Genomic DNA, 21,866 nt, shown 5'->3' with positions numbered 1-21,866 from the left:
CCCAGTTTCGCAGATACAAGGAGGCTGAGGCCGTTCCGTAATACGAGGAGCACGGACTCTTCGCCCACCCGTGGCCGAGATCATCCGCACCGGCCGCCCGACACCCTCATCCGAGATCAGGACCAAAGTGGCGTATTCATACGAAGCCCCAGTTTCACAGGCGCTCTTCGACCGCGCGTCCGCCGTGACGCCCGGGGGCGTCAACTCCCCGGTGCGGGCCTTCCGGGCCGTGGGCGGTACGCCCCGGTTCATGGTGTCCGGTACCGGTCCGTACCTCACCGACGCGGACGGACGCGAGTACGTCGACCTCGTCTGCTCATGGGGGCCGATGATCCTCGGCCACGCGCACCCGGCCGTTCTGGAGGCCGTGCAGGCCGCCGTCGCCCGGGGCACCTCCTTCGGGACGCCCGGCGAGGGCGAGGTCGCCCTCGCCGAGGAGATCGTGGCCCGCGTCGCCCCCGTCGAGCAGCTGCGGCTCGTCTCCAGCGGCACCGAGGCCACCATGTCCGCCATCCGGCTCGCCCGGGGCTTCACCGGCCGGGCGAAGGTGGTCAAGTTCGCGGGCTGCTACCACGGCCATGTGGACGCGCTGCTCGCCGCCGCCGGGTCCGGCGTCGCCACCTTCTCGCTGCCCGACACCCCCGGTGTCACCGGCGCCCAGGCGGGCGAGACCATCGTCCTGCCCTACAACGACCTCGACGCCGTGCGCGCCGCCTTCGCCGCGCACCCCGGCGAGATCGCCTGTGTGATCACCGAGGCGTCCCCCGGCAACATGGGCGTCGTCCCCCCGCTGCCCGGCTTCAACCAGGGCATCAAGGACCTCTGCCAGGAGAACGGCGCGCTCTTCATCTCGGACGAGGTGATGACGGGCTTCCGCACCAGCCGCGCGGGCTGGTACGGCGTGGAGGGCGTCGAGCCCGATCTGCTGACCTTCGGCAAGGTCATGGGCGGCGGCTTCCCGGCCGCCGCGTTCGGCGGGCGCGCCGACGTCATGGCCCATCTGGCCCCGGCCGGACCCGTCTACCAGGCGGGCACCCTCTCCGGGAACCCGGTGGCCACCGCCGCGGGCCTGGCCCAGCTCCGGCTGCTCGACCAGGCCGCGTACGACACCGTCGACGCCGTCTCGCGGGAGATCCAGGGCCTGGTCACCGCGGCGCTGGCCAAGGAGGGCGTGGCCCACCGGCTCCAGACGGCGAGCAATATGTTCTCCGTCTTCTTCACCCCGGACGAGGTCCGCGACTACGCGGACGCCAAGCGGCAGGAAGCGTTCCGTTTCAACGCCTTCTTCCACGCGATGCTCGCGCACGGCGTCTATCTGCCGCCGTCGGCCTTCGAGTCCTGGTTCGTCTCGACCGCCCACGACGCCCGCGCGATCGAGCGCGTCGCCGCCGCGCTGCCCTTCGCCGCCCGTGCCGCAGCGGAGGCCACGGCATGAGCACGGAGCGCACGGCCCCGGCGAACGGCGGCGGACCCGCCGCCGGGCAGGCCGGAGCCGTCGGAGCCACCGGCCCCGACGGTGCCGCCGGGCAGGCCGAGCCGGTGCGGACCCTCGTCCATCTGGTGCGCCACGGCGAGGTCCACAACCCCGACGGCGTGCTCTACGGCCGTCGCCCCGGCTACCACCTCTCCGAGCTGGGACGGCAGATGGCCGACCGGGTCGCCGAGCACCTCGCGGGCCGGGACATCACCCATGTCGCCGCCTCCTCGCTGGAGCGCGCGCAGGAGACCGCGTCCCCCGTCGCCGAGGCGCACGGCCTGGCCGTGGCCACCGACGACCGGCTGATCGAGGCGGCCAACGTCTTCGAGGGCAAGACCTTCGGCGTCGGCGACGGCGCCCTGCGCAGGCCGGAGAACTGGCGCCATCTGACCAACCCGTTCCGCCCGTCCTGGGGCGAGCCGTACATCGAGCAGGTCGTGCGGATGATGGGCGCGCTCCAGACCGCCCGCGCGGCGGCCGGCGGCCACGAGGCCGTCTGCGTCAGCCATCAGCTCCCGATCTGGATCGTGCGCAGCTTCGTGGAGCGGCGCAGGCTCTGGCACGACCCGCGCCGCCGCCAGTGCACCCTCGCCTCGCTGACGACGTTCACCTTCGAGGACGACCGCATCGTCTCGGTGGGGTACGCGGAGCCCGCCCTCGACCTGGTGCCGCCGCATCTGCGCGCCGGGGCGAAGCCCGTGAAGGGGCAGTCCAAGGCGTTCGGCGCCTGAGCCGCCGACGAGGGGACGCGGGGGACCCGGCGCCCCCGCATCCCCTCGTCGGCCGCCCGTTTCTGCGGACATCCACGGACATGGGAGCGCCCCAGGGGGGCGCCGAAGATCGCCGCAAACGCCATGCGAAACTTTTCACATGAGCCTTAGCCGTGCGCCTCGCGCTGCCCTGCTGACCGCTGTGATCGTGGCCGGCGGGCTCCTCCTGTCCGCTTGTGGAGGAACGTCGGGCGGTGGGGGCAACACCAAGTTCCTCACCAACACGGGCGGGATCTCGACCGTCGAACGCGGCGAGCGCAAGGCCACCGGCGAGCTCAGCGGGGAGACCCTGGAGGGGGACCGGCTCGACCTCGCCGACCTCAAGGGCAAGATCGTCGTCCTGAACGTCTGGGGCTCGTGGTGCCCGCCCTGCCGGGCCGAGGCCCCCCACTTCGTCAAGGTCGCCAACGAGTACAAGGCCAAGGGCGTCGAGTTCGTCGGCATCAACACCCGGGACCCCAACAAGAGCCCGGCACTCGCCTTCGAGAAGGACTACGACGTCCCCTACCCGAGCTTCTACGACCCGGCGGGCAAGCTGATCGTGGGCGGCTTCCCCCGGGGGACCCTGCCGCCGCAGTCCATCCCCTCCACCCTGGTCCTGGACCGTGAGGGGAAGATCGCCGCCCGCTCCCTCCAGGCGCTCGACGAGAAGCGGCTGCGCCAGATGATCGACCCCGTGCTCGCGGAGAAGTGACCCCGTGGCACTCGTACCCACCGCCTCCGCGCCGCCCTTCCCGGGGCCGGCCGCCGAAGCGCTGACCCTCGCCGCCTACACCGGCACCAACGAGACCGTCCTCAGCGGCGCGCTCGCGGTCGCCCTGCCGATCGCGCTCCTCGCCGGTCTCGTCTCCTTCTTCTCCCCCTGCATCCTCCCGCTCGTCCCCGGCTATCTCTCCTATGTGACCGGGGTCGGCGGCACCGATCTGGCCGAGGCCCGGCGCGGCCGGATGTTCCTCGGCTCCCTCCTCTTCGTCCTCGGCTTCACCGCCGTCTTCGTCTCCGGCGGCGCCCTCTTCGGATACTTCGGCGCCGAGCTCCAGGCCCAGCAGGAGATCCTGAGCAAGGTGCTCGGCGCGGTGATGGTGCTGCTGGGCGTCTTCTTCATGGGCGGCATGCCCTGGCTCAGCGCCCGCACGGTCCGCTTCCAGAAGCGCCCGGCGGCCGGACTCGCCGGGGCGCCGCTGCTCGGCGCGCTCTTCGGGGTGGGCTGGACCCCCTGTATGGGTCCGACGCTCGCCGCCGTGCTGACGCTCTCCGCCGAGCAGGAGAGCGCGGGCCGGGGCGCCGCGCTGACCGTCGCCTACTGCCTGGGCCTCGGCCTCCCCTTCATCTTCGCCGCGGTCGCCTACCGCAAGGCGCTGGGCACCTTCGGCTGGGTCAAACGCCACTACGTCTGGGTCATGCGGATCGGCGGCATCATGATGATCGCGACCGGGGTGCTGCTGCTCACCGGCGTCTGGGACGTCATGGTGCAGCAGATGCAGACCTGGACCGGCTCCTTCACGGTTGGAATCTAAAGCGATGAGCACGACAGAGACGACGGCCGCCCCGGGCCCGGAGCGGCCCGGGACCGACGCGGACGCGGACGCCGCCGGGGCGCTCTCCACCGCTCCCCGGGAGGAGCCCGACGGGCCCCGGGAGGAGCTGAGCGGCGGACCCTCGCTCGGGTTCATCGGCTGGGCCCGCTGGTTCTGGCGCCAGCTCACCTCGATGCGGGTCGCCCTGCTGCTGCTCCTGCTGCTCTCGCTCGCCGCGATCCCCGGCTCGCTGATCCCGCAGAACAGCGTGGACGACCTGAAGGTGCGGGGCTGGAAGGAGGCGAACGAGAACTGGGCGGGGCTCTTCGAGGCGCTCCAGCTCTTCGACGTCTACAGCTCGGTCTGGTTCTCCGCGATCTACATCCTGCTCTTCGTCTCCCTCATCGGCTGTATCGTCCCGCGCACCTGGCAGTTCGTCGGCCAGCTCCGGAGCCGTCCGCCGGGGGCCCCGGGACGGCTGAACCGGATGCCCGCGTACACCACGTGGCGCACGGACGCCGACCCCGACGAGGTCCGCGAGGCCGCGCTCGGCCTGCTGAAGCGGAAGCGTTTCCGCGCCCATGTCGCCGGGGACGCGGTCGCCGCCGAGAAGGGCTATCTCCGCGAGGCCGGGAACCTGGTCTTCCATGTCGCGCTGATCGTGATGCTGGTGGCCTTCGCCGCCGGTCAGCTCCTCAAGTCCGAGGGCGGCAAGCTGATCGTCGAGGGCGACGGCTTCTCCAACACGCTCACCATGTACGACGACTTCCGCTCCGGCCCGCTGCACGACCTGGACGACCTGACACCGTTCACGTTCATGCTGGACGGCTTCACCGGGACCTATGAGGAGAACGGCCCGCAGAAGGGCACCCCGCGCACCTTCGAGGCGGGCGTCACCTGGTCGAAGCCCGGCGGTCCTGACAAGAAGGCCACGATCGAGGTCAACCGTCCGCTGAAGGTCGGCGACACCAAGGTCTATCTGCTGGGCCACGGCTACGCCCCCGTGGTCACCGTCCGGGACCGGCAGAACAAGGTCGTCTACAACGGCGCCGTGCCGCTGCTGCCCCTGGACTCGAACATCACCTCGCAGGGCGCGATCAAGGTGATGGACGGCTACCGCGACAAGAACGGCAAGAAGGCGCAGCTCGCGTTCAAGGCGTTCTTCGTCCCGACCTTCGCCGGTCATGGCGAGGGCACGATGTTCTCCACCTTCCCCGGTCTGGAGTTCCCGGTGATGGCGGTCAACGCCTACATCGGCGATCTCGGCGTCGACGCGGGCCTCCCGCAGAACGTCTACCAGCTGGAGACCCGCAAGCTGAAGCAGTTCACGGACGAGAAGGGCAACAAGCTCGCCAAGCTGCTGCTGCCCGGCGAGACCATGAAGCTGCCCGACGGCGCGGGATCGATCACCTTCGAGAAGGAGATCAAGGAGTGGGCCAGTTTCCAGATCTCCGAGTCGCCCGGCAACGGCTGGGCGCTGACGGGTGCCGTCGCCGCCGTCGCCGGACTGATCGGCTCGCTGTTCATCCAGCGCCGCCGGGTCTGGGTCCGCGCGGTGCGGGGCGCCGACGGGGTGACGGTGGTGGAGATGGCGGGTCTCGGCCGCAGCGACTCGCCGAGGCTGCCGGAAGAGCTGGCCGACCTGGCCGGCACGCTGCACGAGCGGGTGCCCACCGCGCCCGCGGGCACACCCAAGGACGAACCCGTGGACGAATCTGTGGACGAACCTGTGGAAGTTTCTGCCGAAGGGGCTGAGAAGTGACTCTCGCCGCCGCTACCAACGAGAACCTCGCCCAGATCAGCAATACGCTGATCTACTCGGCGATGGCCGTCTACACCCTCGCCTTCCTCGCGTACATCGCGGAGTGGGTCTTCGGCAGCCGCAGCAAGGTCGGCCGCAGCTCCGCCGCGCTGACGGGCTCCGCCGCCGCTGCCCCGGCACCGGCCGTGGTGGTGAAGGGCGCCCAGGGCGCCACCGGCACCGCCGTCCTGGAGAAGCCGAGGGTCGTCACCCGGATCGCCGCCGGGACCCGGGACGTCCCCGACGGCCCCGGCGCCGCGGGCGGCACCTACAAGGGCGACCTCTACGGCCGGATCGCCATCTCCCTCACCGTGCTCGCCTGGGCGGTGCACGCGGCCGGGGTGGCGACCCGCGCCGCGTCCGTGCGCCGTGCCCCCTGGGGCAATATGTACGAGTTCTCCATCACCTTCTCCATGGTGCTGGTGGCCGCGTACCTGGGCTTCCTGGTGGCGCGGAAGAACGTCCGCTGGCTGGGGCTGCCGCTCGCCGGAACCGTCCTGCTGGACCTGGGCATCGCGACCACGTACCTCTACACCGCGAGCGACCAGCTCGTGCCCGCCCTCGACTCGTACTGGCTGTGGATCCATGTCTCCACCGCCATCTTCTGCGGCGCGGTGTTCTACCTCGGCGCCGTCACCACGGTGCTCTATCTCTTCCGGGACAGCTACGAGAACAAGGTGGCGCGCGGCGGGAAGCCCGGCGCCTTCGCGGTCTCCGTCCTCGAACGGCTCCCGGCCGCGGCCTCCCTGGACAAGTTCGCCTACCGGGTGAACGCGGCGATCTTCCCGCTGTGGACCTTCACCATCATCGCGGGCGCCATCTGGGCGGGCGACGCCTGGGGCCGCTACTGGGGCTGGGACCCCAAGGAGGTCTGGTCCTTCATCACCTGGGCCGCCTACGCCTGCTACCTCCACGCCCGGGTGACCGCGGGCTGGAAGGGCCGCAAGGCCGCCGTCCTCGGTCTGATCGCCTTCGCGTGCTGGCTGTTCAACTACTACGGAGTGAACATCTTCGTGGACGGGCTCCACTCGTACGCGTAAGGCACCGCTCCCCGTACGCCCGCCCGCGGCGCCGCCGGGAACGGAAAGGGGCCCCGCCGCCGGACATCCGGCCGCGGGGCCCCTCCGCATGCGCACCCGTTCACCGGGACGGGGACATCACACCCCGTCCTCGTCCTTCGTGTCCTTCTTCTGCTCCTCGTCCTTCGGACCCTTCTCGTCCTTCAGGGACCGGAGGAACTCCGGGTTGTCGTCGGGGGCGACCCAGCCGCCGCGCCCTTTGGCGTATCCCACGGTCCGGCGCGGACGGCCCGCGACCAGCCAGGCGACCGGACCGATCAGCACCTGCCCGAACAGCAGCACGATGATGACCCACGCGATCTTCGGCAGATTCCTGACCTCGTTCTCCGGAGTGTTCAGGCAATCGATGAAGGCGTAGATCCACACCGCCAGGACCAGCAGGAAGGGCAGATACCTGAGCATGGTGGACGGTCCCCCAGGAAGAGGCGGAAGGGTACGGAAACGAACCCCGGTGACGCGGCCAGGGTAACGGGTACCGGATACTGGGGCGCATGGCTTATGACGATCTTCGCTCCCTGCTCAGGGCCCTGGAACGCGAGGGAGACCTCAAGCGGATCACGGCCGAGGTGGATTCCCATCTGGAAGTCGGGGAGATCGTCGACCGGGTGAACAAGGCCGGTGGGCCCGCGCTGCTCTTCGAGAATGTGCGCGGCTCGTCGATGCCGCTCGCGATGAACGTCTTCGGCACCGACCGACGGCTGCTGAAGGCCCTGGGGCTGACGTCCTACTCCGAGATCAGCGACAAGATCGGCGGGCTGCTCAAGCCGGAGCTGCCGCACGGTTTCGTCGGGGTCCGCGAGGCGTTCGGGAAGCTGGGCTCGATGGTCCACGTCCCGCCGAAGAAGGTGAAGGACGCCCCGGTGCAGGAGGTCGTCCTGCGCGGCGACGACGTGGACCTCGACGCGCTGCCCGCGCTGTTCACCTGGCCGAAGGACGGCGGCTCCTTCTTCAATCTGGGGCTCACGCATACGAAGGACCCCGAGTCCGGCGTCCGCAATCTGGGGCTCTACCGGCTCCAGCGCCACGACAAGCGCACCATCGGGATGCACTGGCAGATCCACAAGGACAGCCGCAACCACTACCAGGTGGCCGCCCGCCGCGGTGAGCGGCTGCCCGTCGCCATCGCCTTCGGCGCCCCGCCCGCCGTGACCTACGCCTCGACCGCGCCGCTCCCCGGCGACATCGACGAGTATCTGTTCGCGGGCTTCCTCCAGGGCAAGCGGATCGAGATGGTGGACTGCAAGACGGTCCCGCTCCAGGTCCCGGCGCAGGCGGAGGTCGTCCTCGAAGGCTGGCTGGAGCCGGGGCAGATGCTCCCGGAGGGCCCCTTCGGCGACCACACCGGCTTCTACACCCCGCAGGAGCCCTTCCCCGCGCTCACCATCGACTGTGTCACCATGCGGCGCCGCCCGCTGCTCCAGTCGATCGTCGTGGGCCGCCCGCCGACGGAGGACGGTCCGCTGGGCCGGGCCACGGAGCGCTTCTTCCTGCCCCTGCTGAAGATCATCGTCCCGGACATCGTGGACTACCACCTGCCGGAGGCGGGCGGCTTCCACAACTGCGCGATCGTCTCGATCGACAAGAAGTACCCCAAGCACGCCCAGAAGGTGATGTCCGCGATCTGGGGCGCGCACATGATGTCGCTGACCAAGCTGATCGTGGTGGTCGACTCCGACTGCGACGTCCACGATCTGCACGAGGTGGCCTGGCGCGCGCTCGGGAACACCGACTACGCCCGCGACCTCACCGTGGCCGAGGGCCCCGTGGACCATCTGGACCACGCCTCGTACCAGCAGTTCTGGGGCGGCAAGGCGGGCATCGACGCGACGAAGAAGTGGCCCGAGGAGGGGTACACCCGGGACGGGGGCTGGCCCGACATGGTCGAGTCGGACCCCGCGACGGCGGCCCTCGTGGACCGGCGCTGGAAGGAATACGGTCTGTGACCGCTTCCGCCGCGGCGGCCGTGCCCCGGCCCGGCCGCACCCGGGCCTTTCTGCGGCTGGTGATGATCGAGCACTCGGTCTTCGCGCTGCCGTTCGCCTATATCGCCACCCTCACGGCGATGTACACGACGAGCGGCTCCGTGGACTGGCTCACCCTGCTGCTGGTCACCGTGGCCATGGTGGGCCTGCGCACCTTCGCCATGGCCTGCAACCGGATCATCGACCGGGAGATCGACGCCCGCAATCCGCGGACCGCGGGCCGGGAGCTGGTCACCGGCGCGGTGAGCGTCCGCTCCGCCTGGACGGGCGCGCTGATCGCGCTGGTCTTCTTCCTGGGCGCGGCGGCGCTGCTGAATCCGCTCTGTCTGGCGCTGGCGCCCGTCGCGGTGGTCCCGATGGTGGTCTATCCGTACGGGAAGCGCTTCACCGACTTCCCGCACGCGATCCTGGGCCTGGCCCAGGCGATGGGCCCGGTGGGCGCCTGGCTCGCGGTGACGGGGAGTTGGTCCTGGGAGGCGGTGCTGCTCGGGCTCGCGGTCGGGGTCTGGATCGGCGGCTTCGATCTGATCTTCGCCTGCCAGGACGTCCGGGCGGACCGGGCCGAGGGCGTGCGCTCCGTGCCCGCCCGCTTCGGTGTCCCGGCCGCCCTGCACGGGGCCCGCGCCTGCCATCTCGTCACCACGGCCCTGCTGGTCTGGTACGGCCTGGCCAGTGGTGCCGGGGCGTTCTTCTGGGCGGGCCTCGCGATCGTGGCCGCGGCCTTCGTCCACGAGCACACGATCGTCCGTCCGCACGATCTGTCCCGGCTGAACCGGGCGTTCTTCACCGTCAACGGATTCATCGGCATTGCCCTGTTCGTGTGCGCGCTGTTCGATCTGGTGAGCCGCGGGCTGTCGGTCTGACCGTCCCGCCGACGCCGCCGCGCGCGGGCGGACGCCGATGCACGCTGATAAACGCCTATAAAAGCCGATGAACACGGCTGAACGCCGAGGGTGGGCCGGGGGCGCCCCGGGCGGCGGCCCGCCGGTCCCCGCGCGGGCCCCGGCGGTCTCCTCCGCGACCCCGGCGCCTGGCCTACGGAGCCCCGGGGCGTCCGGATAGGCTCCTTGTGTGGAGCCAGCAGAAGTGAACCCCCGTCGGCCCTGGATCGTCGGAGTCTCCGGCGCCTCCGGGACGCCCTATGCCGCCGCCGTGCTGCGGGGGCTGATCGACGCGGGGGAGAGCGTCGACCTCGTGGTGTCGCGCGCGTCCCGGCTGACGCTGATCGACGAGACGGGGATCTCCTTCCGGGACGCCCACTGGCGCGAGGACCTCGGGGAGTGGCTCGGCCGCGGGGCCGACGGAAAGCCCGGGACCTTCGCGGTGGACCTCTCGGACGTGCGGTACTGGGCCGCCGGTGACCTGGCGGCCGGGCCCTCCTCCGGCTCGTACCCCGCGCAGGGCATGCTGATCGTGCCCGCGTCGACGGCGTGTGTCGCCGGGGTCGCCCTCGGGCTCTCCAAGGACCTGCTCCAGCGCACCGCGAGCGTGACCCTCAAGGAGCGCCGCCCCCTGGTCGTGGCCGTCCGGGAGACCCCCCTCAACGGCCAGACCCTCGCCCACCTCGTCACGCTGGACGCGGCGGGCGCGGTGGTCCTGCCCGCGTCACCCGCGTTCTACGCGGGCGCGACCCATATCCAGGACCTGGTGGACTTCGTCGCCGGGCGGGCGCTGGACGCGGTGGAGGTGCCGCACCGGCTGTACCGGCGCTGGGAAGGCGAGCTGGGGGGCTCCCGCAGCGACTGACCCCGCAGCGGCGCCCGGCGGCACGGACCGCCGGGGCACCGGGAAGCAGAGGAACAGCGCTGGTTCCACGCAGTAAACGCAGGGCCTCGTCCCTGCACGCCTCAGGTTCAGCAACGATGGAAGGCTCCAGGCACATGGACGCGGTGGACAGACAGCTCATCCAGGCCCTCCGGGAGAACGGCAGGGCCTCCTACGCCGAGCTGGGACGGCTGGTCGGGCTCTCCGGCCCCAGCGTCACGGACCGGATCAACCGCCTGGAGACGGCGGGCGTCATCACCGGCTATCGCGCCACCGTCGACGCGGCCTCGCTCGGGCTCGGGGTGACCGCGCTGATCGGCATCTCGCTCTCGGACGCGGCCGACCACGAGGACGTGGCGCGGCGGCTGCGCGACCTCGCCGAGATCGAGGACTGCTGGTTCATCGCGGGCGACGACTCGTACATGCTCAAGGTGCGGGCCAGCGATGTGGACGGGCTGGAGAAGACCATCCGCAGACTGAGCGGCACCCGGGGCGTCTCCCGCACCCGGACCACCATCGTGCTCTCCACCAAGTGGGAGAACCGCGTCGGCGAGCTGCCCGGCGAGGGCTGACAGCCACTCGGGGGACCACGGTGCCCGCCCCTCGGAGGCGGGCGGGTACCGTGGGAACGGCCCGATGTGACGAAGGACAAATGGGAGGCGGGCGCATGGACGCAGGGCTCAAGCGCGAGCTGGAGGCGAAGGTCACGGCCGGGGAGCGGCTGAGCCGTGAGGACGGCATCGCTCTGTACGCGTCGGACGACCTGGCCTGGCTCGGCGGCCTCGCGCACGAGGTGCGGACCCGCAAGAACGGCGACGTGGTCCACTTCAACGTCAACCGCCATCTGAACATGACCAATGTGTGCACGGCCTCGTGCGCGTACTGCTCGTTCCAGCGCAAGCCGGGCGAGAAGGACGCCTACACCATGCGCATCGAGGAGGCGGTGCGGCTCGCGAAGGCGATGGAGAGCGACAACCTCACCGAGCTGCACATCGTCAACGGGCTCCACCCGAACCTCCCCTGGCGCTACTACCCCCGCTCCCTGAGCGAGCTGAAGAAGGCGCTGCCGGACGTCTCGCTGAAGGCGTTCACCGCGACCGAGATCCACCACTTCGAGACGATCTCGGGGCTGTCGGCCTCCGACATCCTGGACGAGCTGATCGAGGCGGGGCTCGAATCCCTCACCGGCGGCGGCGCGGAGATCTTCGACTGGGAGGTGCGTCAGCACATCGTCGACCACCGCACCCACTGGGAGGACTGGTCGCGCATTCACCGCCTCGCCCACAGCAAGGGCCTCAAGACCCCGTCCACCATGCTGTACGGGCACATCGAGGAGCCCCGGCACCGCGTCGACCATGTGCTGCGGCTGCGTGAGCTCCAGGACGAGACCGGCGGTTTCCAGGTCTTCATCCCGCTGCGCTACCAGCACGACTTCGTGGACATGAAGGACGGCAAGGTCCGCAACCGCCTTCAGGCGCGGACCACGATGGCGACCGGGGCCGAGGCGCTGAAGACGTTCGCGGTCTCCCGGCTGCTCTTCGACAACGTTCCGCACGTCAAGGTCTTCTGGGTGATGCACGGCCTCCAGACCGCGCAGCTCGCCCTCCAGCACGGCGCGGACGACATGGACGGCTCGGTGGTCGAGTACAAGATCACGCACGACGCCGACAACTACGGCACGCCGAACAAGCTGACCCGTGACGATCTGCTGGAGCTGATCCGGGACGCCGGGTTCCGCCCGGTGGAGCGGAACACCCGGTACGAGATCATCCGCGAGTACCCCGGCCCGGACTCCGGGCGCCGGGAGTCGCCGCAGCCCATGCGGGTGTGAGGCACCTCTCCATGGCACTGCGCTTCACGCTGGACCCGGAACTGGACCCGGCGCTGCACGACGGGGTCCTCGCGCTCTGGGTGGACGCCACGAACGCGGGCGGGGCGGTGGGCTTCGTGCCGCCCGTCGCGGCGGAGCAGGTCCGGCCCGTGCTGGGCCGCCAGCTCGACCTGGTGGCCCAGGGCGGGATGCGGCTGCTCGTCGGCCATGACGAGCGGGGCGAGCTGGTGGCCACCGCGTTCCTCGCCTACAACAGCCATCGGCTCATGACCCACTGGGTCTGGCTCTACACGGTCATGATCCACCCCAGGCTCCAGGGGACCGGGCAGGGCCGGGCGCTGATGGACGCGGTCGCCGGGGCCGCCCGGGGCTTCGAGGGCATCACGGCGATACGGCTCGGCTGCCGCAGCGGGATGGGCCTGGAGCAGTTCTACGAGGGCTGCGGCTATCAGGAGGTCGGCCGGGTCCCCGGGGCGATCCGGGTGGCCGAGGGCGACTACCGCGACGATGTCACGATGCTGCTGCCGCTGCGCTGAGCCCCCGGGGGGCCCGTGATGATCGGGAAGACGCCGTGTTTCACTGGATCGGCACGATCTGTCGTGAGTGGCGATGTGAAGAGAGTAGGCACCCCGGGATGACAGCCAAGACGAGCGCCGCGCTCAAGTACACCGGTATGCGCTTCGGCATCTTCGCCGGCTGCTTCCTGGTGGTGGCCGTCCTGGTCCAGTTCGGCATTCTGCCCAAGGGCCTCGGCGGGTCCAACTTCGTCTGGGTCGTGCTGCTGGCGCTGGTGCTCTCCGCCCCGCTCAGCTTTGTGCTGCTGCGCAAGCAGCGGGACGCGATGTCCGAGCAGATCATCGTCAAGACGGGCGAGGTCAAGCAGCGGCTGAGCTCGCACCGGACCCAGGAGGACTGACCGCGCGGTCCCCGTGGTGAGCCCCCGGCGCCCTGGCGAATGCCAGGCTTCGGGGGCTTCCGTGTGTCCGGGCCGGGTGCCTGGGCCGGGCGTCCGGGCTGGGTGTCCGGCGGGCCCGGGGCATCCGGGCGCCGGGCCCGCCGGGCGGGGCTGAGGGTGCCGGGCCCGCCGGGGGAGCCGGGGGGTGCCGGGCGGGGCTGAGGGTGCCGGGTGTCCGGAATCCGACCCCAACACCCCGCCTCCCCGGGTTCTTCCCCCGGGCCGCGTGGCGAAGATCCCAAAGGGGGCCTTTGAGGTCCTCAAAGTTCAAGTGTTAATGTACTGGCCATGAAGTCAGCAGCGCGCACCCTCGACGACCTGGGGCCTCCCCTCGTCATGCGCCTGCACATCGACCTCTGTCGCTGTATGTCCGCGTACTGTCACTGTCCGCTCTGACTGCACGGCCCGGATCGGCTCCCCCCGATCCACCCGCGCACCGGTCCGATCGCACCGCGTTGATCCGGCCTGATCCGGACAAGCCGCGTCCGGTGGCCCAGGCCCCGACAGCACACGCGGACCGCCCCCACGCGCACGGGCGCCGCACCCCCTCACCCTTCTCCCCAACCGCCGCCACTGGAGTGTGTCCGTGTCCGCGAACGCCGCGTCCACCACGACCGGGGCCCCCTCGGGCTCCGGCTTCCGTATACCCAAGGTCCCGTTCTGGGCGCAGATCGTCCTCGGTCTGGTGCTCGGCGCCGCGCTCGGCTGGCTCGCCCGGGGCCAGGACATCGGCTGGCTCAAGGAGACCCTGAGCCAGATCGGCACCATCTTCGTCCGGCTGCTGAAGCTGGCCGTGGCCCCCCTGGTCTTCTTCGCGATCCTGGTGTCGATCACCAACCTCCGCAAGGTCAACAACGCCGCCCGGCTGGCCGGCCGCACCCTGCTCTGGTTCCTGATCACCTCGCTGATCGCGGTCGGCATCGGCCTCGCCCTCGGCCTGCTCACCAGCCCCGGCGCGGGTACCGGCCTCACCCCGAAGGACGGACAGCTCCCGGAGAAGCAGGGCACCTGGATCGACTTCCTCACCGGAATCGTCCCCACCGACATCATCACGCCCTTCACCGAGCTGAAGGTGCTCCAGATCGTCTTCCTGGCCGCCGTCGCCGGTATCGCCGCGCTCTCCCTCGGGGAGAAGGCCAAGCCGATCCTCACCCTCAGCGAGTCCGTTCTGGAGCTGCTCCAGAAGGCCCTGTGGTGGGTCATCCGCCTCGCCCCGCTGGGCACCGTCGGTCTGATCGGCTATGCCGTCGCCGACTACGGCTGGGATCTCATCAGCAAGTACGCCACCTTCACCGCCGATGTCTACATCGGCTGCGCGATCGTGCTCTTCGGCGTCTACCCGCTGTTGCTCGCGACCGTGGCCAAGGTCAATCCGATCCACTTCTTCCGGGGCGCCTGGCCCGCGATCCAGCTCGCCTTCGTCTCCCGCTCCTCGGTCGGCACCATGCCGGTCACCCAGCGGGTCACCGAGCGGCTGGGCGTGCCCAAGGAGTACGCCTCCTTCGCGGTGCCCTTCGGCGCCACCACCAAGATGGACGGCTGCGCCGCGATCTACCCGGCGCTGGCGGCGATCTTCGTCGCGGAGATCTTCGACGTCCAGCTCGGCATCCAGGACTATCTGCTGATCGCCTTTGTCTCCGTGGTGGGCTCGGCGGCGACCGCCGGTCTGACCGGCGCGACGGTCATGCTCACCCTGACCCTCTCCACGCTGGGCCTTCCGCTGGAGGGCGTGGGTCTGCTGATGGCCATCGACCCGATCATCGACATGATCCGGACGGCCACCAATGTGGCGGGCCAGGCGCTGGTCCCGGTGATCGTCGCCGCCCGGGAGAAGATCCTCGACCACGACGCGTACTCCTCGGCCACCGCCTCGCCGATCGACGAGGCCCCGGAGGCGACCGTTCCGCAGGACCGGGTCCCCGCCACCGCCTGACCGCGACCCCGGGACGGGGCCTGCGGGCCCCGCTCCGGGCCCCGCGGGGCCCGTAACCCAACCGGGCCCCTTCTCCGCCGTGCAGGTCCGCACGCGGCGGAGAAGGGGCCCGGCCGTCGTTTCCACCGTTTCCCCACCGTTCTTCGCCGTTCCCCACCGTTCTTCGCGGTTCTTCGCGGTTCTCCGCCGGTCGTGCCCTCCGGCGGGTCCGGTGAACGCCGCTCGGCATTCGGGTGAATGCCATGCGAAAAACTCGGTAAAGGTCCGGTAATGGAGCGGACAGGGCCGTTCCGGAAAAGGCAGGAGCCCCGTCCCTGGAAGGGACGGGGCTCCTTGGGTACTGCTAAGTCGGGTGCGATCGCCGACCTGGCCCGATTAGGCCGGGGAGACGTTCTCCGCCTGCGGGCCCTTCGGGCCCTGGGTGACGTCGAAGTTCACGACCTGGTTCTCCTCAAGGGAGCGGAAGCCGGTCGCGTTGATCGCGGAGTAGTGGACGAAGACATCCGGGCCGCCGCCGTCCTGGGCGATGAAGCCGAAGCCCTTTTCAGCGTTGAACCACTTGACGGTTCCGGTAGCCATAAGCCCTCCTTGGGCCAAAGGGTTGCCCTGCTCCAGAACCTGCAAACAAGTCTGAAAACTACAAAAGCCTGCGGGTTACATGCTCCGCAGGCTCTGTACTGCAAGGGAAACCAAACTGCAACTTGCGTTGAGCGTAGCACGCAGGGTGTTCTCAGCGGTAGAGGCAAAGATCACTTCACCCGGATGCCTGAAACCTGCGTCCGCCGCTGACGAGTCCCGCACGATCCGAGGATTCGCGGCGGTGGCGGCGGGGTAAGGGGGGAGGCCCCGCAGCCAAGGGGAGACCCGCCGCCACGGGCACCCGGCGGCGGGGCGGCCGGTCCACGGGTCTAGCCTCGCCGTGTGGACAGTCTCGGAGAAAACGCAGCAACCGCCACCCGGCGCAGCAGGCCCCGGGTCGGCCATATCCAGTTCCTCAACTGTCTCCCCCTCTACTGGGGGCTGGCCCGCACCGGAACGCTTCTCGATCTGGAGCTGACGAAGGACACCCCGGAGAAGCTGAGCGAGCGGCTCGTCCGGGGCGATCTCGATATCGGACCGATCACTCTGGTGGAATTTCTGCGCAATGCCGATCAGCTCGTCGCCTTTCCCGATCTCGCGGTCGGCTGCGACGGGCCGGTGATGTCCTGTGTGATCGTCTCCCAGCTCCCCCTGGAGAAACTCGACGGCGCCCGGGTCGCGCTCGGCTCCACCTCCCGTACCTCCGTCCGGCTGGCACAGCTGCTGCTCGCCGAGCGCTACCGGGTGACCCCCGACTACTTCGACTGCCCGCCCGATCTCCGCGTGATGATGCAGGAGGCCGACGCGGCGGTCCTCATCGGCGACGCGGCGCTGCGCGCGGCGCTGCACGAGGCCCCGCAGCTCGGTCTTGAGGTGCACGATCTGGGCCTGCTGTGGAAGGAGTGGACCGGGCTCCCCTTCGTCTTCGCGCTCTGGGCGGCGCGGAAGGAGTACCTGGCCCGCGAGGAGGGGCTCGTGCACGAGGTGCACCAGGCGTTCCTCGCCTCCCGGGACCTCTCCCTCCAGGAGGTCGGCAAGGTGGCCGAGCAGGCCGCGCGCTGGGAGCTGTTCGACGCGGAGCTGCTGGAGCGGTACTTCCGGACGCTCGACTTCCGTTTCGGTGCCGAGCAGCTCGGGGGTGTGCGCGAGTTCGCCCGCCGTACGGGGGCCACCACCGGGTTCCCGCGGGACGTCGCCGTGGAACTGCTGCCGCCCCGCCCCTGACCCCGGCCGCCCCCCGCCCGGGTGGCCAGCGCGGCCCGGAGCCCCGCCCGTACCCCGGCACCGGCCCGGGGCCGCCGAGGGGCCTGGCGTAGGGTGGACGCGCCCGCAGCCGCCGCTGACCAGCCGATGACAGGCCGCCGGCCGGTCGCGCGCCGGACTCCCGCCGGAACCGTCAGAACCGCCGGAACCGTCGGAAATTACTGTCGAACTCGCGAAAAGGTGAACCCGGTGACCGAGAAGGCCGACCTTCAGTCCGTGCTGGACCGTGCCGCCGCAGGAGGCCGGATCACGCCGGAGGAGGCGCTGGACCTCTACCGCTCCGCCCCGCTGCACGCCCTGGGCCGCGCCGCCGACGCCGTGCGCCGCCGCCGTTACGCGGGCACCGAGCACATCGCGACGTACATCATCGAACGCAATATCAACTACACCAACGTCTGCGTCACGGCCTGCCGCTTCTGCGCCTTCTACGCGGCGCCGAAGGACACGGCCAAGGGCTGGACCCGGAACCTCGACGACATCCTGCGCCGCTGCGCGGAGACCGTCGAGCTGGGCGGCACCCAGATCATGTTCCAGGGCGGCCACCACCCCGACTTCGGCGTCGAGTACTACGAGGAGCACTTCTCGGCCATCAAGCAGGCGTTCCCCCAGCTGGTGATCCACTCGCTGGGCGCCTCCGAGGTCGAGCACATGGCCCGGATCTCCGGGGTCTCCGCGCAGGAGGCCATCGAGCGCATCCACGCCGCCGGTCTCGACTCGTTCGCGGGCGCCGGTGCCGAGCTGCTGCCCGAGCGCCCCCGCAAGGCGATCGCCCCGCTCAAGGAGTCCGGCGAGCGCTGGCTGGAGATCATGGAGATCGCCCATGGCCTGGGCGTGGAGTCCACCTCCACCATGCTGATGGGCACCGGCGAGACCAACGCCGAGCGGATCGAGCATCTGCGGATGATCCGCGACGTCCAGGACCGTACGGGCGGCTTCCGTGCCTTCATCCCGTACACCTACCAGCCCGAGAACAACCATCTGAAGGGCCGCACGCAGGCCACGCTCTTCGAGTATCTGCGGATCATCGCGGTCGCCCGGCTCTTCCTCGACAACGTCGCCCATGTCCAGGGCTCCTGGCTCACCACCGGCAAGGAGGTCGGACAGCTCTCCCTGCACTACGGCGCCGACGACCTCGGCTCGATCATGCTGGAGGAGAACGTCGTCTCCTCGGCGGGCGCCAAGCACCGCTCCAACCGCCAGGAGATCATCGACCTCATCCGCGCGGCGGGCCGGGTCCCGGCCCAGCGGGCCACGACGTACGAGCACCTCCTCGTCCACGAGGACCCGGCGGACGACCCGGCCGACGAGCGGGTGGTCTCCCACATCTCCTCGACCGCGATCGCGGGTGGCACCGCCCACCCCGAGCTCAAGCTCCTCGACGCCCGCTGAGCGCCGGACGGTCCCGCGGGTGCTCACCCTCCACACGGCAGACGTCCTGCTGACCGCCGACGGCTCCCCGGTGCCCGGCCCGTACGCCGTCCTCGTCGGCGCCGGGCGGATCGTCGCGCTCGGCCCGGCCGCGGAGCTGGCGGGCGCCCACCCCGGGGCCCGGGAGCGCCGCTGGCCCGGGGTGCTCACGGCGGGGCTGTGGCACACCCGCGCCGCCGAGCTGCTCCAGGGCGCCTACCACCCCGACCCCCGCGAGGCCGACGCGCTCGGCACCGAGCCGCTGACCGGCGCCGCGCTGAGCGCGCTGGCGCCGGACGGGACCCGCTGGGGCGGCAGCGACCGGCGCGGGGTGCAGCGGCTCCTCGCCCGGGGCGTCACCACGGTCTCCGGGCCCTTCGCCCGGCCCTCGGCGCACACGGCGGTGGCCCGCTCCGGGCTCCGCACCCGGCCCGCGCCCCCGGGCGCCCCCGAGCTGACCCTGAGCGGGGCACCGGCCGTCGGCGGACCGGCCGATCTCGCCGTCTTCGCCCTCCCCGGCGCACCGGACCCACGGGCCCTGACCGCCTTCCTCGGGGGCGCGGAGGGCGCGGACGGCCCCGGAGCGGTCGCCGCCCGGCTGGCCGCCGGGGCCGAGTGCGTCGCCACCGTCCTCGGCGGACGCCTGGTGCACCGCCGCGCGTAGCCGCCCCGGGGCGCCCTGCTTGAATGGGCGGCGTGAACCGAGCCTCCCTGGACAAGCAGCCGGACGATGTCGCCGCGATGTTCGACGACGTCGCGAAGAACTACGACCTCACCAACGATGTGCTGTCGCTGGGCCAGGACCGCAGATGGCGCAGGGAGGTCACCAGGGCGGTCGATCCGCGCCCCGGCCAGAAGGTGCTCGACCTCGCCGCCGGGACGGGCACCTCGTCCCTCCCGTTCAGCGGGGCCGGTGCCTGGGTGGTGCCCTGCGACTTCTCGCTCGGCATGCTCACGGTGGGCAAGAGCCGCCGTCCGTGGATGCCGCTGACGGCCGGTGACGCGACCCGGCTCCCGTTCCGCGACGACGTCTTCGACGCGGTCACCATCTCGTTCGGACTGCGCAATGTGCAGGACACCGAGGGGGCGCTGCGGGAGATGCTGCGGGTGACCAGGCCGGGCGGCCGGATCGTGGTCTGCGAGTTCTCCCACCCGACCTGGGGGCCGTTCCGGAAGGTGTACGAGGAGTATCTGATGCGGGCGCTGCCGCCGGTCGCCCGCGCCGTCTCCTCCAACCCGGAGGCGTACGTCTATCTCGCCGAGTCCATCCAGGACTGGCCCGAGCAGCCCGAACTGGCGGGGCTGCTCCAGAAGGCCGGCTGGTCCCAGGTGGCCTGGCGGAACCTCTCCGGCGGGATCGTCGCCCTGCACCGGGGCACCAAGGTCTGACCCGCTGTCGCCGTCGCCGTGGGGCGGCGGGCCGGTCCGGACGCGCGGAAACACGTACGGGACCCGCCCGCCGGACCGGCTACAGCGCCAGCCGGAAGCAGCGCGCCGTCCGCCCCGGCGTCACCTCGTGGCTCTCGCCCGCCTCCATCCCCAGCCGCCGGGTCACCGCGATGGAGCGCTCGTTGCCGGAGTCCACGACCGCGACGACCCGGTCGACGCCCGCTGTGCGCAGCCGCTCCAGTGTGGTGTCGGCGGCGGCGCTCGCGTAGCCCTTCCCCCAGGCCGCCCGCCCCAGCCGCCAGCCGATCTCGATCTCGCCGACCGGACCCCGGTCCCGGTGCGGCCAGGGCTGGGCGCCGGTGAACCCGATGACCTCGCCCTCCTCGTCGAGCAGCGTCCACAGGCAGTAGCCGAGTTCGGCGTCGTGGCGGCGCTGGCGCGCCGTCAGTTCCTCGTACACGGACAGCTCGGACGGGCGCCCGCCCAGGTACCGCATCACCTCGGAGTCCGCGAAGACCCGGTGCCAGGCGAGGGCGTCCTCGTCGGTGGGCACACGCAGGGTGACGGCGGGGAGGAGCCTGCTCATGAGGGAGCCCTTCGGTCGGTGGATCAGTACGTCCCCATAGACTGCACACGTCCTGTGCCGTACAAGCACGTCTGATCGAGTCTTCGGGAGATTCAACCGTGACCGAGCCCCTCTCCGAGCACAGTGCCGATGTGATCGTCGTCGGGGCGGGCCCGGCCGGTTCCACTGCCGCGTACTACCTGGCCAAGGCGGGACTTGACGTCCTGCTGCTGGAGAAGACGGCCTTCCCGCGCGAGAAGGTCTGCGGCGACGGCCTCACCCCGCGCGCCACCAAGCAGCTCGTCTCGATGGGGATCGACATCTCCGAGGAGGCCGGCTGGCTGCGGAACAAGGGGCTGCGGATCATCGGTGGCGGGATGCGGCTCCAGCTCGACTGGCCGGAGCTGGCCGCCTACCCGGACTACGGACTCGTGCGCAAGCGCGACGACTTCGACGAGCAGCTCGCCCGGCAGGCGCAGAAGGCGGGGGCGCGGCTGTACGAGCGCTGCAATGTCGGCGCGCCCGTCATCGACGCCCGCACCGGCCGGATCACCGGGGTGGAGGCGAAGCTCGGCGAGGAGCGGACCCCGGTCACCTTCCACGCCCCGCTGGTCGTCGCCGCCGACGGCAACTCCTCCCGGATCTCCCTGGCGATGGGGCTGCACCGCCGTGAGGACCGCCCCATGGGCGTGGCGGTACGGACGTACTTCACCTCGCCCCGGCACGACGACGACTATCTGGAGTCCTGGCTCGAACTGTGGGACCGCCGCGGCCCCGGCCCGGACCGCCTCCTCCCCGGCTACGGCTGGATCTTCGGCATGGGCGACGGCACCTCCAACGTGGGTCTGGGCGTGCTCAACACGTCCTCCTCCTTCAAGGAGCTGGACTGGCGCGAGGTGCTGAAGGCGTGGTGCGCCTCGATGCCCGAGGAGTGGGGCTACACCGAGGAGAACATGACGGGCCCGATCCGGGGCGCCGCGCTGCCGATGGCCTTCAACCGGCAGCCGCACTACACCCGGGGGCTGTTGCTCATCGGTGACGCGGGCGGTCTGGTCAACCCGTTCAACGGCGAGGGCATCGCCTACGCGATGGAGTCCGCGCAGATCGCCGCCGAGGTCATCGTGCAGGCCCACGCCCGTGCCACCCCGGCCCAGCGGGAGCTGGCCCTCCAGCGCTACCCGAAGATCCTCAAGGACACCTACGGCGGCTACTACACGCTGGGCCGTGCCTTTGTGAAGCTGATCGGCAACCCGAAGATCATGAAGCTGGCGGCCGACCGGGGACTCTCCCACCCGGTGCTGATGCGTTTCACGCTCAAACTGCTGGCGAACCTGACCGACCCGACGGGCGGGGACGCGATGGACCGCATCATCAACGGGCTGTCGCGGGTGGCCCCCCGGGCCTGAGCGCCCCACGGAGAAAACCTCGGAGCGGGACAGCGGGCCGGACATCGGGCCCCGCTGTCCCGCTCTGCTGTTCCACCCCTTGTGAGCTGCGCTTTCGTTGTCCCGGACAGCGGACTGCTGTCCCGGACACGATCAGTGTTGCCGGACG

General features: G+C 70.8%; 22 protein-coding genes. 19 read left to right on the top strand and 3 right to left on the bottom strand.

Features of this window, described 5'->3' with window-relative positions; all coding sequences use genetic code 11:
• Positions 1-127 precede the first annotated feature (127 nt).
• From hemL to ccsB, 6 genes are all read left to right on the top strand, one after another.
• A complete protein-coding gene (hemL, locus tag CRV15_RS10800) occupies positions 128-1,435 on the top strand; it encodes a glutamate-1-semialdehyde 2,1-aminomutase (protein ID WP_029183006.1) in 1,308 nt (435 codons plus the stop codon).
• Positions 1,432-2,208, top strand: a complete 777-nt coding sequence (locus tag CRV15_RS10795; protein ID WP_003961463.1) for a histidine phosphatase family protein — start codon at positions 1,432-1,434, stop codon at positions 2,206-2,208. Before hemL ends, CRV15_RS10795 begins: the two co-directional genes overlap by 4 nt.
• Before the next feature lie 139 nt (positions 2,209-2,347).
• Positions 2,348-2,941 carry a TlpA family protein disulfide reductase gene (locus tag CRV15_RS10790; protein ID WP_003956167.1) on the top strand — a complete coding sequence of 198 codons (594 nt, stop codon included), beginning with the start codon at positions 2,348-2,350 and terminating at the stop codon, positions 2,939-2,941.
• A gap of 4 nt (positions 2,942-2,945) precedes the next feature.
• Positions 2,946-3,764, top strand: a complete 819-nt coding sequence (locus CRV15_RS10785) for a cytochrome c biogenesis CcdA family protein (RefSeq protein WP_003961464.1) — start codon at positions 2,946-2,948, stop codon at positions 3,762-3,764.
• A 4-nt stretch (positions 3,765-3,768) separates the two neighbouring features.
• Entirely contained in the window at positions 3,769-5,526 is a 1,758-nt protein-coding gene (gene resB, locus CRV15_RS10780; RefSeq protein WP_003956169.1) for a cytochrome c biogenesis protein ResB, read from the top strand.
• Positions 5,523-6,605, top strand: coding sequence for a c-type cytochrome biogenesis protein CcsB (gene ccsB, locus CRV15_RS10775; RefSeq protein WP_003956170.1), 1,083 nt, complete (start codon positions 5,523-5,525; stop codon positions 6,603-6,605). The genes resB and ccsB overlap by 4 nt, the downstream gene beginning before the upstream one ends.
• 117 nt (positions 6,606-6,722) lie before the next feature.
• Here the strand turns inward: ccsB and CRV15_RS10770 are convergent, their stop codons facing one another.
• Positions 6,723-7,046 carry a PLD nuclease N-terminal domain-containing protein gene (locus CRV15_RS10770; RefSeq protein ID WP_003956171.1) on the bottom strand — a complete coding sequence of 108 codons (324 nt, stop codon included), beginning with the start codon at positions 7,044-7,046 and terminating at the stop codon, positions 6,723-6,725.
• Between the two features lie 89 nt (positions 7,047-7,135).
• Here CRV15_RS10770 and CRV15_RS10765 point away from each other — a divergent pair, with 89 nt between their 5' ends.
• From CRV15_RS10765 to CRV15_RS10730, 8 genes are all read left to right on the top strand, one after another.
• Positions 7,136-8,587, top strand: coding sequence for a menaquinone biosynthesis decarboxylase (locus tag CRV15_RS10765; RefSeq protein WP_003961465.1), 1,452 nt, complete (start codon positions 7,136-7,138; stop codon positions 8,585-8,587).
• Complete coding sequence (mqnP, locus tag CRV15_RS10760; RefSeq protein WP_003956173.1) at positions 8,584-9,489, top strand: menaquinone biosynthesis prenyltransferase MqnP; 906 nt, start codon at positions 8,584-8,586, stop codon at positions 9,487-9,489. The genes CRV15_RS10765 and mqnP overlap by 4 nt, the downstream gene beginning before the upstream one ends.
• 223 nt (positions 9,490-9,712) lie before the next feature.
• Positions 9,713-10,372, top strand: coding sequence for a UbiX family flavin prenyltransferase (locus CRV15_RS10755; RefSeq protein WP_003956174.1), 660 nt, complete (start codon positions 9,713-9,715; stop codon positions 10,370-10,372).
• Between the two features lie 134 nt (positions 10,373-10,506).
• A complete protein-coding gene (locus CRV15_RS10750; protein WP_009997274.1) occupies positions 10,507-10,962 on the top strand; it encodes an Lrp/AsnC family transcriptional regulator in 456 nt (151 codons plus the stop codon).
• A gap of 95 nt (positions 10,963-11,057) precedes the next feature.
• Entirely contained in the window at positions 11,058-12,221 is a 1,164-nt protein-coding gene (gene mqnE / locus CRV15_RS10745; RefSeq protein WP_003956176.1) for an aminofutalosine synthase MqnE, read from the top strand.
• Positions 12,222-12,232: 11 nt separating this feature from the next.
• Positions 12,233-12,757 carry a GNAT family N-acetyltransferase gene (locus CRV15_RS10740; protein WP_003956177.1) on the top strand — a complete coding sequence of 175 codons (525 nt, stop codon included), beginning with the start codon at positions 12,233-12,235 and terminating at the stop codon, positions 12,755-12,757.
• Between the two features lie 98 nt (positions 12,758-12,855).
• Positions 12,856-13,137: a DUF4229 domain-containing protein gene (locus CRV15_RS10735; RefSeq protein ID WP_003961467.1), complete on the top strand. Its 282-nt coding sequence runs from the start codon at positions 12,856-12,858 to the stop codon at positions 13,135-13,137.
• 625 nt (positions 13,138-13,762) lie between these two features.
• Entirely contained in the window at positions 13,763-15,109 is a 1,347-nt protein-coding gene (locus CRV15_RS10730) for a dicarboxylate/amino acid:cation symporter (RefSeq protein ID WP_003956181.1), read from the top strand.
• Positions 15,110-15,484: 375 nt separating this feature from the next.
• On the opposite strand, the gene CRV15_RS10725 is transcribed toward CRV15_RS10730, so the two are convergent.
• A complete protein-coding gene (locus tag CRV15_RS10725; protein WP_003956183.1) occupies positions 15,485-15,688 on the bottom strand; it encodes a cold-shock protein in 204 nt (67 codons plus the stop codon).
• 342 nt (positions 15,689-16,030) lie between these two features.
• On the opposite strand from CRV15_RS10725, the gene CRV15_RS10715 reads away from it, so the two are divergent.
• The 4 genes from CRV15_RS10715 (at position 16,031) to CRV15_RS10700 (ending at position 19,747) form a co-directional block, all read left to right on the top strand.
• Positions 16,031-16,912 (top strand): menaquinone biosynthetic enzyme MqnA/MqnD family protein, encoded by an 882-nt coding sequence (locus tag CRV15_RS10715; protein ID WP_003956184.1) that lies wholly within the window; start codon positions 16,031-16,033, stop codon positions 16,910-16,912.
• A 228-nt stretch (positions 16,913-17,140) separates the two neighbouring features.
• Positions 17,141-18,340 (top strand): cyclic dehypoxanthinyl futalosine synthase, encoded by a 1,200-nt coding sequence (gene mqnC / locus CRV15_RS10710; RefSeq protein ID WP_003956186.1) that lies wholly within the window; start codon positions 17,141-17,143, stop codon positions 18,338-18,340.
• A 19-nt stretch (positions 18,341-18,359) separates the two neighbouring features.
• Positions 18,360-19,022, top strand: coding sequence for an imidazolonepropionase-like domain-containing protein (locus CRV15_RS10705; RefSeq protein WP_003961470.1), 663 nt, complete (start codon positions 18,360-18,362; stop codon positions 19,020-19,022).
• Between the two features lie 32 nt (positions 19,023-19,054).
• Complete coding sequence (locus CRV15_RS10700) at positions 19,055-19,747, top strand: demethylmenaquinone methyltransferase (protein ID WP_003956189.1); 693 nt, start codon at positions 19,055-19,057, stop codon at positions 19,745-19,747.
• 79 nt (positions 19,748-19,826) lie between these two features.
• Here the strand turns inward: CRV15_RS10700 and CRV15_RS10695 are convergent, their stop codons facing one another.
• The gene (locus tag CRV15_RS10695) at positions 19,827-20,333 is read right to left on the bottom strand and encodes a GNAT family N-acetyltransferase (protein ID WP_003956190.1); all 507 of its coding nucleotides are present in this window, start codon (positions 20,331-20,333) and stop codon (positions 19,827-19,829) included.
• 98 nt (positions 20,334-20,431) lie between these two features.
• On the opposite strand from CRV15_RS10695, the gene CRV15_RS10690 reads away from it, so the two are divergent.
• Complete coding sequence (locus CRV15_RS10690) at positions 20,432-21,718, top strand: geranylgeranyl reductase family protein (protein WP_003956191.1); 1,287 nt, start codon at positions 20,432-20,434, stop codon at positions 21,716-21,718.
• Positions 21,719-21,866: the final 148 nt, after the last annotated feature.

The sequence above is a fragment of the Streptomyces clavuligerus genome (genome assembly GCF_005519465.1).
GTDB classification, from domain to species: domain Bacteria; phylum Actinomycetota; class Actinomycetes; order Streptomycetales; family Streptomycetaceae; genus Streptomyces; species Streptomyces clavuligerus.
The sequence above is the reverse complement of the archived record's forward strand: the minus strand, read 5'-3'. Positions and strand labels throughout refer to the sequence as shown.